The sequence below is a fragment of the Winogradskyella sp. 3972H.M.0a.05 genome, from assembly GCF_040493455.1.
Classification (GTDB): Bacteria; Bacteroidota; Bacteroidia; order Flavobacteriales; family Flavobacteriaceae; genus Microcosmobacter.
This window is the reverse complement of sequence record NZ_JANFDA010000003.1, coordinates 66,507-79,712: the sequence shown is the minus strand read 5'-3', so window position 1 is coordinate 79,712 and position 13,206 is coordinate 66,507. Positions and strand designations below refer to the sequence as shown.

11 protein-coding genes are annotated in these 13,206 nt (G+C 35.2%); 4 read left to right on the top strand and 7 right to left on the bottom strand.

Annotated elements, in window-relative coordinates:
• The first annotated feature begins 110 nt into the window (after positions 1 to 110).
• Positions 111 to 665: an OsmC family protein gene (locus tag NCE97_RS07345; protein WP_353778351.1), complete on the top strand. Its 555-nt coding sequence runs from the start codon at positions 111 to 113 to the stop codon at positions 663 to 665.
• Positions 666 to 727: 62 nt separating this feature from the next.
• Entirely contained in the window at positions 728 to 4,186 is a 3,459-nt protein-coding gene (locus NCE97_RS07340) for a 4Fe-4S binding protein (RefSeq protein ID WP_353778349.1), read from the top strand.
• A gap of 57 nt (positions 4,187 to 4,243) precedes the next feature.
• Here NCE97_RS07340 and NCE97_RS07335 read toward each other — a convergent pair whose 3' ends face one another.
• The 3 genes from NCE97_RS07335 to rpmH all read right to left on the bottom strand — a co-directional run bounded on the left by NCE97_RS07335 (position 4,244) and on the right by rpmH (position 8,328).
• A complete protein-coding gene (locus NCE97_RS07335; protein WP_353778348.1) occupies positions 4,244 to 5,140 on the bottom strand; it encodes a T9SS type A sorting domain-containing protein in 897 nt (298 codons plus the stop codon).
• A gap of 72 nt (positions 5,141 to 5,212) precedes the next feature.
• Positions 5,213 to 8,065: a carbamoyl-phosphate synthase large subunit gene (gene carB / locus NCE97_RS07330; protein ID WP_353778347.1), complete on the bottom strand. Its 2,853-nt coding sequence runs from the start codon at positions 8,063 to 8,065 to the stop codon at positions 5,213 to 5,215.
• A 101-nt stretch (positions 8,066 to 8,166) separates the two neighbouring features.
• Positions 8,167 to 8,328 carry a 50S ribosomal protein L34 gene (gene rpmH, locus NCE97_RS07325; protein WP_296348856.1) on the bottom strand — a complete coding sequence of 54 codons (162 nt, stop codon included), beginning with the start codon at positions 8,326 to 8,328 and terminating at the stop codon, positions 8,167 to 8,169.
• Positions 8,329 to 8,504: 176 nt separating this feature from the next.
• Between rpmH and NCE97_RS07320 the strand changes: the two genes are divergently transcribed.
• On the top strand, positions 8,505 to 9,407 hold the full coding sequence (locus NCE97_RS07320) for a DUF6263 family protein (protein ID WP_353778346.1): 903 nt from the start codon (positions 8,505 to 8,507) through the stop codon (positions 9,405 to 9,407).
• A complete protein-coding gene (locus tag NCE97_RS07315) occupies positions 9,397 to 9,969 on the top strand; it encodes a tetratricopeptide repeat protein (protein WP_353778345.1) in 573 nt (190 codons plus the stop codon). Before NCE97_RS07320 ends, NCE97_RS07315 begins: the two co-directional genes overlap by 11 nt.
• 51 nt (positions 9,970 to 10,020) lie before the next feature.
• Here NCE97_RS07315 and yajC read toward each other — a convergent pair whose 3' ends face one another.
• From yajC to NCE97_RS07295, 4 genes are all read right to left on the bottom strand, one after another.
• Positions 10,021 to 10,305 (bottom strand): preprotein translocase subunit YajC, encoded by a 285-nt coding sequence (yajC, locus tag NCE97_RS07310; protein ID WP_353778344.1) that lies wholly within the window; start codon positions 10,303 to 10,305, stop codon positions 10,021 to 10,023.
• Positions 10,306 to 10,317: 12 nt separating this feature from the next.
• Positions 10,318 to 10,851, bottom strand: coding sequence for a DUF1573 domain-containing protein (locus tag NCE97_RS07305; RefSeq protein ID WP_353778343.1), 534 nt, complete (start codon positions 10,849 to 10,851; stop codon positions 10,318 to 10,320).
• A gap of 119 nt (positions 10,852 to 10,970) precedes the next feature.
• Positions 10,971 to 11,915 carry a transcription antitermination factor NusB gene (nusB, locus tag NCE97_RS07300; RefSeq protein WP_353778342.1) on the bottom strand — a complete coding sequence of 315 codons (945 nt, stop codon included), beginning with the start codon at positions 11,913 to 11,915 and terminating at the stop codon, positions 10,971 to 10,973.
• Between the two features lie 116 nt (positions 11,916 to 12,031).
• Positions 12,032 to 13,135 (bottom strand): Glu/Leu/Phe/Val family dehydrogenase, encoded by a 1,104-nt coding sequence (locus tag NCE97_RS07295; RefSeq protein WP_353778341.1) that lies wholly within the window; start codon positions 13,133 to 13,135, stop codon positions 12,032 to 12,034.
• Between the last annotated feature and the right edge of the window lie 71 nt (positions 13,136 to 13,206).

The window sequence follows — 13,206 nt, the reverse complement described above, 5'->3', positions numbered from 1 at the left end:
ATTAATATTTAAATTATTGATTATCAATATTTTATATGTTTTGGCACGGCAATAGCATTATACAAGTCAAACAAAAAAATAAATTATCAATCTTTTAAATTTTAAAAACAATGATTACAACAGCAAATGTAAAAAACGGAGTAAACGTAGATCAATTAGTTGAAACTATTGAGCATGTAAAAGCACAACCAGAATTAGGAAAGTTCAAATTTAGAACTAAGAACAACTGGATTACTGGAGGACATTGTGTTTCTAGCGCTAAGAGTTTTTATGGTGTATGCCAAGAAGACACAACACGTGAAGAAACCTTCACAATGGAATGCGACCATCCTAATGTATTACTAGGAGAAGATTTAGCACCTACACCAGCCGAAGTAGTTTTACACGCTTTAGGATCTTGCTTAACAGGTGCCATGGCATATCATGCAGCTGCTAATGGAATTGACATAGAAAGTGCGTCTTCCAATCTAGAAGGGTCTTGTGACCTACAAGGCTTCCTTGGCTTAGATCCAGAAGTTCGCAAAGGATTTGATGGTATCACTTTCAAGCTAAAAGTAAAATCAGATGCTACTGCAGAGCAATTAGAAAATCTTGCGAGATTCTCTCCAGTATTCGACATGATTTCTAACCCTACTCCTATTTCAATTGAAATAATCAAGGAGTAAGCCAGTCAAAAAAGTGGCTGCTCCAAGGAGCGGCCATTTTCTTTTTCTATTCAACACCACCAATGAAAACAAAATACGACATACTTACTGCTAACCAAGCTGTAGCTCAAATAGCATACAAGACCAACGAGGTCTTTCCAATATATCCCATTACACCAGCTTCTGAAATGAGCGAATTGGTTGAAGAATGGAGTGCTAAACAACAAGTAAATATATTTGGCACCGTTCCTACAGCTTATGAAATGCAAAGCGAAGCTGGAGTTGCAGGCACTATGCATGGCGCCCTACAGACTGGAAGCCTATCATCTACATTCACCGCATCTCAAGGTTTGCTTTTAATGCTTCCTAATATGTATAAGATCGCTGGAGAATTAACTCCAAATGTTATCCATGTTGCCACAAGAAGTATCGCTACACATGCCTTATCTGTTTTTGGAGACCATAGTGATATTATGGCTGTACGTCAATCGGGTTATGCAATGTTTGGAAGCGCATCAGTACAGGAAGCTCATGATTTTGCTCTAATAGCTCAAGCAGCTACATTATCATCAAGAATTCCTTTTTTGCATTTTTTTGATGGTTTTAGAACCTCTCACGAAACTGCCAAAATTGAAACTATTTCGGATTCAACTATTAAATCATTACTTTCAGAGGAAGATATTACAGCACACAGGAATCGCGCTTTAAACCCAAACGCACCAGTAATTAGAGGTACTTCACAAGGTCCTGATGTGTTTTTCCAAAGCAGAGAGGCGCAAAACACATTTTACAATTCTTGTGTAGATATTGTTCAAGACAAAATGAATGCTTTTGCAGCACTCACAGGTCGTCAATACAAAGTTTTCGAATATATAGGTCACCCAGAAGCAGAACACATCATTATTTCTATGGCTTCGTCCACAGAAACTATTGAAACAACAATCAATCAATTAAACGGTCAAGGCGAAAAATTAGGCTTAGTAAAAGTTCGTTTATTCAGGCCATTCAGCACTAAACATTTACTAGAAGCATTACCAAATACAGTAAAATCAATAGCAGTATTAGACAGGACTAAAGAGCCTGGTTCTACTGGTGAGCCTTTATACTTGGATGTATTGCAATCGTTAAATTCTGTTAGTTCAAACTTCAAAAAAACTCCAATAATTGTTGGTGGTCGCTACGGTTTATCTTCTAAGGAATTTACACCTTCTATGGTTAAAGCTATATTCGATAATCTTCAGTCAGAAACACAAAAACATAACTTTACTGTTGGCATTAAGGATGATGTTACTAATTTGAGTCTAGTCATCGAAACCGATATTTCTTTAGAATCGAAAGCATTTCAAGCTATATTTTATCAAAAAAAATCGAATACCAATACAAAAGGATTTGCCAACACATTGCAGCTTATCGGAACGAATGAAAACACCTTTGTACAAGGCTACACCGAAATAAACTATAAAAAATCGAACACATCGAGCATTACACATTTACGCATCGACAATCAACCAATACAAGCACCTTACCTTATCAATAATGCCGACTTAATTGCTTGCGAAAATGCAGACTTCATTAAAACGGATGACTTCTTAAAAAACATAAAGACTAAGGGCAAAGTCTTAATTAATTCTTCACTTACATCCAAAGCATTTTGGCAAGCATTGTCTGCAAATACACAATATGAGATCATTGAAAAAGAAATAGAACTCTATATTATTAATTTTGATGAGTTACAGAAAGCATATCAAGTTGGCACACTCAACATTCCAAAACTATATGCTAGTTTTTTCGCAATAGTTAAAAATCTAGTGTTTTCTGATATCATTTCAGACTTGAGAGATTATATCTATCATGTAGACACATCAGTTGGTTATAATAAAGAACAAGTTACTTCGATGACCTTACTAGAGAAAGACAATTCTCTACTGTGGCAACTACTTACTAATAAAGGCAATGAAACTCCTGTGAGTTTATTTCCTGTGGATGGCACATATAATACGGATACCTCTCGTTTTAACGATAATATGAAAGCTGAAGAGCTACCTGTATGGAATCCAGATTTATGCACGCAATGTGGCGCATGTAGTATGGCTTGTCCACAAGGCTCTTTAAGAATAAAAGCTTACGAAGACGATTATATAACAGAGGCTCCAGATACTTTTATGCATATTGAATCTGAAGAATTTGACTTATTAAACTATACGATTCAAAACAATCCAGATCAATGCAATGGCTGCAATAATTGTGTAGATGCTTGCCCTGCTAAAGCTTTGGTAATGGTCTCTAATGCAAAAGCAGCGCAAAAAGAAAAAGATAATTGGAATTATTTTGACATAATCCCTGAGCTAGATAGAGAACTTATAGATGTTTCAAAAGTAAGCCAACAACAGCTGCAAGAATCTTTATTTAAATATTCAATTGGTGTTGAAGGTTGTGGTGAAGCACCTTACCTTAAACTTGTTTCACAATTATATGGTGATCGATTATTAGTAGCAAATGCTACAGGAGCAAGTTCTATTTTTGGAGGTGCTTTGCCTACAACGCCTTGGTCAAAAAACAGCGAAGGCAAAGGTCCTGCTTGGTCTAATTCTCTATTTGAGGATAATGCTGAATTTGGTCTTGGTTATAGGTTATCTCTCAATCAACAAGAACAGCAGGCTAGACTGCTCCTTGAGAAATTATTATCTCAATTAGATTTTGATTTAGTTCACGACATTTTGAATACTAAGCAAACTACTGAATTAGAGATTAAACAACAATCCAAACGAGTTGAGCTATTAAAAAATGAGCTAAAAACCTTAAATAGTATTGAAGCCCAGCAATTATATAACTGCGTTGATGCTTTAATTAAAAAGAGCGTATGGATAATTGGTGGAGATGGTTGGGCTTATGATATTGGTTATGGAGGCTTGGATCACGCAATAGCTTCTGGGGAAAATATAAACATCCTAGTGCTAGACAATGAAGTATATGATAATACTGGTGGGCAAGCTTCTAAAGCAACACCATATGGAGCTTCCGCAAAATTCGCATTCAATAAAAAGCGTAAGCAAAAAAAGGATCTAGGTAGATTGGCCATGACTTATGACAATGTATATGTTGCTTCTGTATCTATTGGTGCAAATCAAGAGCAAACCTTAAAAGCTTTTATTGAAGCTGAGAGCTTTGATGGCCCTTCGATTATTATTGCATATACGCACAGTAAATCTCACGGTATTGACATGAAAAACCCTAAACAATATCATGAAGCTGCTGTAAACTCTGGCCAATGGATTCTTTACAGAAATGACCCAAGAAAAGTGAGGTCTTTTCAACTAGATTCTGAAATCCCTTCCATTAAAATTCAAGAATATTTAAAACTCGAAGGTAGATTCTCTAATCTTTTAGACACATATGAAGCTGATTTAAAACCAATGCTAAATCAACTACAGAAACAAGTCGATAGACGATTTGATTGGTATCTTGAATTGGCTTCAAGAACAAAAGCTCCAAGAGCTAAGTTGAAACGAAATCTCCTTATGAACAAATCTTTAAAGCTTTAGACCAATAAAAAAAGCGCCTTAATTAAGGCGCTTCTTGTTTTATATTTTTATCTAAACTTATTGCTTCACAAAACGTTTGGTATGCGTTACATTATCATTAGAAACTCTAACTAAGTATACACCACTATTCCAGTTTGAAACATCTATAGATGGCTTAAGGCTATTGATCTGCCCTGTATATACTCTTTTACCTAAAACGTCATACACGTTAATCATTGCACTTTCTAATGACTGTGGCAAACTAATGTTTAAGTCATTTTTTCCTGGATTCGGCGAAATAGTAAAGCCTTCATCCTGTACAAAGAAATCTTCATCAGATAAAGTATCATCAGCAGTAATATTATCAAAATCCCCTTCCAATGCCACCTGATCTCCTTTGTGCAAATACGAGCTAAAAGCTGTTGGGTCACTACCATCATTACTAACAATTCTAATTTGATCTACATCACTCAGAATATCGGCAACAGTTAATGCAGGATTACCACCAGGAGATTTTTCCATATCAGATGCTTGAATATTAATTGTAACCGATGTCCAATCAGAACCAGCAGGAATTACGACAGCGTTGCTTGTACTAATCCATTGTCCAAAAGATACCCCATTTGCAGCAACTCTTAAATAGAGATCGGAAGAACCTGGGTTTCTTACATCGAAAGAGATGGCTACAACTCCAGCAGCTATATAATCACCAAGCCAATCCGCTTCAGTATTTATAATAGCAAATCTAGAACCAGCTCCATTAGCTCCGCTACTAGTATTTTGAACATAATTGTCATCTGTACCTGCAGGGCCATCTGTTGTAATGTTTACGGGATCATTGGGATTAGAGTTTTGATGTCTCCAACCTTGGGTAGTACCATCTTCAAAATCACTAGTTTGCCCAACAGAAATCTGTGCAAAAGAAATCGCTGATATTAAGCAAGATATAAGTAAAAGGGGTAGTTTTTTCTTCATAGTAAATTTAGTTCTATTAACGAAATTACAATTTTTATGTACAAAAATCGAACCATACGTCGAAAAAATGGCCTATTTGCTCAAATACATCTTACGTCTAGAGTACAAATCGTAGAACTCATCCTCCTTCAAACTATCAATAAATAAGATACTTTCACCTGTACTCTTCATTTCTGGTCCAAGTTTCTTATTCACATTAGGGAATTTATTAAACGAGAACACTGGTTGCTTAATCGCATAACCATCTAAATGTGGTTTAAAATCAAAGTCAGAAAGCGTTTTATGTCCTAACATGACCTTAGTTGCGTAGTTTACGTAAGGTTCACCATAAGCCTTAGCTATAAAAGGCACAGTTCTCGAAGCTCTTGGATTCGCTTCAATGATATATACTTTATCATCCTTAATTGCAAACTGAATATTGATAAGTCCAACCGTATTTAAAGCTAGAGCAATTTTCTTAGTATGATCTTCTATTTGCTGCATCACCAATGGCCCCAAATTGAAAGGTGGCAATGTTGCATTACTATCTCCTGAGTGAATACCACATGGTTCTATGTGCTCCATAATCCCTATGATATAAACATTCTCCCCATCGCAAATAGCATCTGCTTCAGCTTCTATGGCTCCATCTAAATAATGGTCTAACAATAGTTTATTATTAGGTATTTTTCTCAGCAAGTCAACGACATGCTCCTCTAACTCTTGCTTATTGATCACAATCTTCATTCCTTGACCACCAAGTACATACGATGGTCTTACAAGGATTGGGAAATTTAATTTATCAGCTACAGCTAATGCTTCATCTGCTGTTTCGGCAGTGTCAAATTCAGGATAAGGGATGTTATTATCTTTAAGAAGTGTAGAAAATGCACCTCTATCTTCAGCTAAATCTAGTGACTGATAAGTGGTTCCTATAATCTTAACACCATAACGATCTAACTTCTCAGCCAATTTGAGTGCTGTTTGCCCTCCTAATTGCACAATAACACCTTCTGGTTTTTCATGCCTAATTATATCATAGATATGCTCCCAGAATACTGGCTCAAAGTATAGTTTATCTGCAATATCAAAATCAGTGGATACAGTTTCAGGATTACAATTGATCATAATGGTTTCATAACCACATTCAGATGCCGCTAAAACACCATGTACACAGCAATAATCAAACTCAATTCCTTGTCCAATTCGGTTTGGACCTGAGCCTAATACGATGATCTTTTTCTTATCAGTAACTACACTTTCATTATCTACATAGTGTTCTCCTTCTGGAGTTTCTATCTCGCTCTCGAAAGTTGAATAGTAATATGGTGTTTGTGCTTTAAACTCTGCTGCACAAGTGTCTACAAGTTTGTAAACTCGATTGATCTTTAATTCATCGCGTTTGTTATACACCTGACTCTCCAAACATCCGAGCATATGTGCAATCTGTCGATCTCCATAACCTTTTTGCTTAGCTTCCAATAGTAATTCTCGGTCTATTGAATCTATTGTATATGTTGAAATTTCTTTTTCTAATTGATATAATTCCTCATACTGTCTCAAGAACCACATATCTATCTTAGTAATCTCATGGATTCTACTCAAAGGAATTCCCATCTGAATCGCATCATAGATTACAAAAACCCGATCCCAACTTGCTTTAGTTAACTTTTCAATGATTTGGTCGTAATCCTTATAGCCTTTTCCATCTGCACCTAGGCCATTACGCTTTATTTCAAGAGATTGGGTTGCTTTGTGAAGTGCTTCTTGGAATGATCTTCCGATTGCCATCACTTCACCTACAGCTTTCATTTGAAGTCCAAGCGTTCTATCTGACCCTTCGAATTTATCAAAATTCCAACGTGGTATTTTAACAACCACATAATCTAATGTTGGCTCAAATAACGCTGAAGTTGACTTCGTAATCTGGTTATCCAACTCATCTAGAGTGTACCCTATTGCTAACTTTGCTGCTATTTTTGCGATAGGATATCCTGTAGCCTTACTTGCTAAAGCTGATGACCTTGAAACCCTTGGATTAATTTCAATTGCAATGATTTCTTCTTCTTCATCTGGACTAACCGCAAACTGCACGTTACAACCTCCTGCAAAATCTCCTATACTTCGCATCATATGTATTGCCATATCTCTCATACGCTGAAGTGTCGTATCGGATAGTGTCATTGCTGGAGCTATCGTTATGGAATCTCCGGTATGAATTCCCATTGGATCCATATTCTCGATAGTACAAATAATAACCACATTATCATTTGCATCTCGTAAAAGCTCTAACTCATACTCCTTCCAACCCATCATCGCTTTATCGATCATCACTTCATGGATAGGAGAAATTTCTAGACCTCTGGTTAAAGATTCTTCAAACTCTTCTTCATTATAAACAATCGAAGCTCCTGCGCCTCCAAGCGTAAATGATGCTCTAATACATAATGGGAAACCAAATTCTTGTGCAATTTCTTTTCCTTTTAGATAAGATGTTGCCGTAGCTTGAGGTGCCATTGGCACGCCTATCTTATCCATAAGATTTCTAAATTGCTCTCTATCTTCAGTGATATTGATTGCATCGATATCTACACCAATAATTTCGACATCAAAATCATCCCAAATTCCTTTTTCATCGGCTTCGATACATAAGTTTAAAGCTGTTTGACCTCCCATTGTTGGTAATACAGCATCTATTTGAGGATGATCCTTAAGAATTTTTATAATAGACTTGGTAGTTAATGGTAACAAATAAACATGGTCTGCCATTTTTGGATCAGTCATAATCGTGGCAGGATTGGAATTGATCAATATCGTTTCAATTCCATCTTCTCTCAACGATCTAAGGGCTTGAGATCCAGAATAGTCAAATTCGCATGCTTGTCCGATGATAATAGGTCCAGAGCCTATTATTAAGATAGATTTTAAGTCTTTGTTCTTTGGCATTTGTTGGTAATTATTTTGCGTTCAAAAATAGGTATGAATTAGATACAAAAAAAGGTGTTACACCTAAGTAACACCTTTAAAATATTAACAATTGTTAATCATTATTTTTTATGTCTTGATTCAGAAGATACAGACAATTTCTTTCTTCCTTTAGCTCGTCTACGAGCAAGTACTTTTCTACCGTTTACAGAAGCCATACGCTCTCTGAAACCGTGTTTATTTCTTCTCTTACGTTTTGACGGTTGAAATGTTCTTTTGCTCATCGTCTTATATCTTCTTTAATCTGTTCTTTTGATTTATTTTGAAAACTTGAGTTTCTAAAAGTTGGGCTCTCAAAAACTGCGTGCAAATATACGACAAGTTTTTACTTTGACAAATCTAATTTTGAAATTATTTCTATTAAAAATTTTAGTTTCTTTGTAGCCCAAAATAAAATTGAATGAATTCTCAAAGAATAATATACTTCTGCGTCTTTTTATTGAGCGGTTTTTTTATGCTAAATGCACAAGTAAATTTAGGCTATAATTTACAAAAAGGCGACCAATTTAAAGTGTTTCAGAAGGCGAAGCAAGATATCTCCCAAAACATGAACGGCACGGAGCACGATATCACAAATATCCTTGAAGCCACATATACGTTTAAGGTTGAAGAGGACTTAGATAGCTTATACACTATAGATTTTAAGTTCGATTCCTTTAAAATGGTATCTACTTCTAGCATAATGGGAGAACTTATCTCAATTAATACTAAAGATTCTATAGCTGAAGATGATATCGAAGCAAAACTATTTTCTGGTCTTACCAAGACCTTTCTAACTATGAAAATGTACAAGAATGGTAAGGTAAAGGAAGTTACAGGATCTAAATCTTTGATCGATAATATGGTCTCTAGCGCTGGTGATTTTGATGACTTTACTAAAGAAATGATGAAAGCCGCTATGGAAAAAGAGTTTGGAGACTCTAGCTTAGGTGAAAGTTTTGAGCAAATGACATACATTTACCCTAACAAACCAGTTAATGTAAATGACACTTGGGAAAATAGCTTTAAAGGCGACCTAAACGCTTCTAACGTTTGGACTTTGATTGGTGTTAGCAAAGAACTCATTGAGCTCAACGCTAAAAGCGATATTATTTTTAAAAGTGAAGAGGATTCAGTGACTATGGATTTGAGTGGAACTATGGATACAGAAGTAAAGGTTGACCCTTCTACTGGTTTCATTAAATCGATGCACAATTTATCTACAGCAAAAGGTATTTCAATATTAAAACAAATGAGTGGTGTGGAAGTTCCAACGACTATAGTTTCGGATGTAACATATAAAGTAGAGAGAAATGTTCAATAAAAATATAAAGTTAGTTATAGCTGGGCTTATCATTGCCTATGCGGTTTACCAATTTACCGAAGGATATGTAGGTAATGGTATTATGTATATATTCTTATCGTTAGTATTCGTTTTTTTATATTTCAAGAACGAGTTTATTTTACTGGCTTTTTTAAGACTACGAAAGCAAGATTTTGATGGTGCTAAAAAATGGCTAGATAAGATCAAAAACCCTACTAATGCTTTAGTAAGAAAACAACAAGGGTATTACAATTACCTTCATGGTATCATGGTGTCTCAGACTAATATGAATGAGGCTGAAAAGTTTTTCAAGAAAGCAATAGGTCTTGGACTTTCTATGGATCATGATTTAGCTATGGCTAAACTTAATTTAGCTGGAATTGCATTCAGTAAGAGAAGACCACAGGAAGCTAAAAAGTTAATCTCTGAAGCTGAAAAGCTAGATAAACGTGGTATAATGGGAGAGCAAATAAAAATGATGAAACAGCAAATGAAGCGTACTTCTATACCTAATCAGCATTATGGAGGTAATCGCCAAATGAGAAGAAGTAAACAACGTTAATAAAAAAAGCCTCGCAATTGCGAGGCTTTTCTTTTTTATCTGTTTAGAAAACTATTTTGCCGGAGCGTTGAGTTTACGACTCATTTCCATTGAAATTGCCGAGCGATCAAATTTTATCTTTCCTGCTAAAGTTTCTATTACACAGCTATTGTCTTTATCATTAAGATCAACGACTTTACCATGCATTCCACTTTTTGTAATGACTTTATCGCCTCGTTTTAACTCGCTAGCAAACTTTTTTTCTTGCTTTGCACGTTTCATTTGTGGTGCTATCATAAAAAAGTACACCACAGCAAACATTGCTACAAATGGTAATAACGACCCAAATCCTTCCATTAATAAGACTGATTAGTGGTTATGACCTTCGTGGCCAGTTTTTGTGTTTGTTTGCTTAATTGTAGCTGCTCCTGGCTTAGCTTTTTTAGCTGGAGCATTAGGATCTTTTTCTACAAACGCTTTAATTTTTACAGTCTCAGTTCCTTTTTCAGTATTTGTAGTTAAAGTAACTGTTTTTGAAACTTGGTTACCATTACCTTTACCATTGAACTTCACAGAGAACTCACCTGTTTCACCAGGAGCTACTTCTTTAGTCCAGTTTGAAGGTACTGTACATCCACAAGTACTCTTAATGTTACTAACAACTAACATAGATTTACCAGTATTTGTATACTTAAATACTGTTTCTACAGGAGTACCATTTTCAATAGTTCCGAAGTCGTGCTCAACTTTATCAAACTGAATTGATGGTAAGTCACCAGCAGTCGCATCTCTCTTAGCAGCTTCTGCTACATTTTCACTTTTTACTTTTGCAGCTGCATCATCTTTACAAGATGTAAATGCTACCATACATAAAGCACATAATCCTAAAATTACTTTTTTCATTGCTATGATTTTTAATTAAAATATTTTGATTTGTTGCATTAAGGTGGTAAATGTACTAATATTTTTGAGCTTTAAAAATTTTATTTAAGCCCTTAACGTTTACTAAACACGCTTGTTTACTACATTAAACCTCTTCCAATTTTATTCAAATTTCCCTTCTCTTTATACTCTTTTACAGTTTTATCTAAAACACCATTTATAAAAATACTACTCTTTGGAGTTGAGTATTCTTTAGCGATCTCCAAATATTCGTTAATTGTAACTTTAACTGGGATTGAAGGGAATTTTTGAAACTCACAAAGTGCCATTCTTAACATTACCGCATCTAGATTAGCGATACGCTCAGTGTCCCAGTTTGTAGTTTTTGCTGCGATTTCTTCATCAAACTTTGTTTGGTTGAGAATGGTTTTACTGAAAAGCTCTGAAGCAAAGTCTTTATCCTCTATATCTTTATACAATTTTGGCAAGAAATAATATGCTGGTGGGTTGGGTTTAAGCTTCCTGAATAACTTCAGAATACTTGTGTTAACAATTGGCAAGTCGTCTAACCAAGTAAGTTTTTTATCTTCAAAGTATTCGTAAAGCTTTTCATGCGGCGCTATAACCTCCTTAAAGATATCTATAAGAAAGTGCTTGTCTTCTTCAAAAGTAGATTCCCTTTCAGACATATAATCTGAATAAACTTCACTTTCAGTAATCGCTTTAAACAGGATGTCTACATATTCAAAATCTAAATCCCAATAATTGAGTTTTTTTGATTCAATCTCATTGCTGAGAGGCTCGTTTGACCTTATGTCTAGCAATAATTGATTGTTAACAAACTTCCTGTTAGGGTTTTTATCTTCTGCAGTGGCTAAATGTTTTTTCTGAGATTTATCTAGGCGATCTTCAGCTTTTTTGTGAATCTCAATAAATAGTGAAAGAAGCAATAAATAAAGATCATACATACTATCTAGACTATTCATTAAGAACTTTTCTTCAACTTTGAAATTATCTCCTTCTCCTCCATTAAATGCATATAAAGTTTGCATAACTTTAATACGAATATGTCTTCTGTTTAGCATGTATAAGAACTTTATGTTTTTAATTAAAAATTAAGCGATTGTCTTTTAACAATCGCTTACAAAAATACTATTATTGTGATAATAGAATATGTTTTGAATATTAAATACGTGTAAACTTATTTCGAATTTTCTTGCTTGCGAGTCTCTATTCGCTCCTTTGCAATTGCCAAAGCTGCATCATTTGTAGTAATGCCATTGCCATAAGCACGTTCAAAAATTTCTAAAGTTGTATTATAAATATTTTCAGTTTTTCTGATAATCTCTTGCTTTCCGTAATTTTCTAACTCAGCATAAACATTAATAATTCCTCCAGCATTAATTAAAAAATCTGGCGCATATAAAATGCCTCTTTCTTGTAACAACCTTCCATGCTTATCTTCTTTAGCAAGTTGGTTATTGGCGGCTCCAGCAATGATGTCTGCTTTTATCTTGTAGATGGTATCATCGTTGATAGTTGCTCCCAGAGCACATGGTGCGTAGATATCCATATCTTCGCTGTAAATATCATTTCCTGTATAAATAGTAGCATCATACTTTTTGCTTACTTCATACAAACGTTCTTCGTTGATATCTGCAATAATCACATTGGCACCTTCGTGCGTTAAATGTTCTACTAATGATTCACCAACATGACCTATACCTTGCACTAATACACGTTTACCTTCTAAGACATCCGATCCATATTTGTGCTTCGCAGCAGCTTTCATCCCCATAAAGACTCCATAAGCCGTTATAGGTGATGGATTTCCTGCCCCACCTTTGCTTTCAGATATTCCTGTGACATAAGGCGTAACCTCTCTTACCAGATCCATATCCGCAGTCTCCATGCCCACATCTTCCGCTGTGATATACTTACCACTTAGAGAATGTACAAATTCTCCAAAGCGTTTCATCAATTCTGGTGTTTTTTGAGCTTTGGCATCGCCAATAATTACGGCTTTACCACCTCCTAGGTTTAGACCTGTAATAGCAGATTTGAAAGTCATTCCTCTAGACAATCTAAGGACATCATTTAGAGCATCCCACTCGCTATTATAGTTCCACATTCTTGTACCTCCAAGAGCTGGACCTAAAACTGTATTGTGGATACCAATTATTGCTTTTAAACCAGTATCTTTGTCGTTGCAAAATACGATTTGCTCGTGGTTATCGAAGGAATTTTGGCCAAACACAGGGTCAACTTTTACAAGGTCATTTGGGTTCATTATATCTGAAATCATGACATTTACGTATTGAGATGTTTTTAAAAAATACTTAAAAACAGCGTGCAAAAATAAGTGATATATAGAGT

What these genes read in the sequence shown, in the direction of transcription:
- carB (WP_353778347.1), bottom strand. Translation starts at nt 8,065, where the DNA reads ATGCCAAAGAACAAAGACTTAAAATCTATCTTAATAATAGGCTCTGGA.
- NCE97_RS07335 (WP_353778348.1), bottom strand. Translation starts at nt 5,140, where the DNA reads ATGAAGAAAAAACTACCCCTTTTACTTATATCTTGCTTAATATCAGCG.
- NCE97_RS07340 (WP_353778349.1), top strand. Translation starts at nt 728, where the DNA reads ATGAAAACAAAATACGACATACTTACTGCTAACCAAGCTGTAGCTCAA.
- NCE97_RS07305 (WP_353778343.1), bottom strand. Translation starts at nt 10,851, where the DNA reads ATGAAAAAAGTAATTTTAGGATTATGTGCTTTATGTATGGTAGCATTT.
- nusB (WP_353778342.1), bottom strand. Translation starts at nt 11,915, where the DNA reads ATGCTAAACAGAAGACATATTCGTATTAAAGTTATGCAAACTTTATAT.
- rpmH (WP_296348856.1), bottom strand. Translation starts at nt 8,328, where the DNA reads ATGAGCAAAAGAACATTTCAACCGTCAAAACGTAAGAGAAGAAATAAA.
- NCE97_RS07345 (WP_353778351.1), top strand. Translation starts at nt 111, where the DNA reads ATGATTACAACAGCAAATGTAAAAAACGGAGTAAACGTAGATCAATTA.
- yajC (WP_353778344.1), bottom strand. Translation starts at nt 10,305, where the DNA reads ATGGAAGGATTTGGGTCGTTATTACCATTTGTAGCAATGTTTGCTGTG.
- NCE97_RS07320 (WP_353778346.1), top strand. Translation starts at nt 8,505, where the DNA reads ATGAATTCTCAAAGAATAATATACTTCTGCGTCTTTTTATTGAGCGGT.
- NCE97_RS07315 (WP_353778345.1), top strand. Translation starts at nt 9,397, where the DNA reads ATGTTCAATAAAAATATAAAGTTAGTTATAGCTGGGCTTATCATTGCC.
- NCE97_RS07295 (WP_353778341.1), bottom strand. Translation starts at nt 13,135, where the DNA reads ATGATTTCAGATATAATGAACCCAAATGACCTTGTAAAAGTTGACCCT.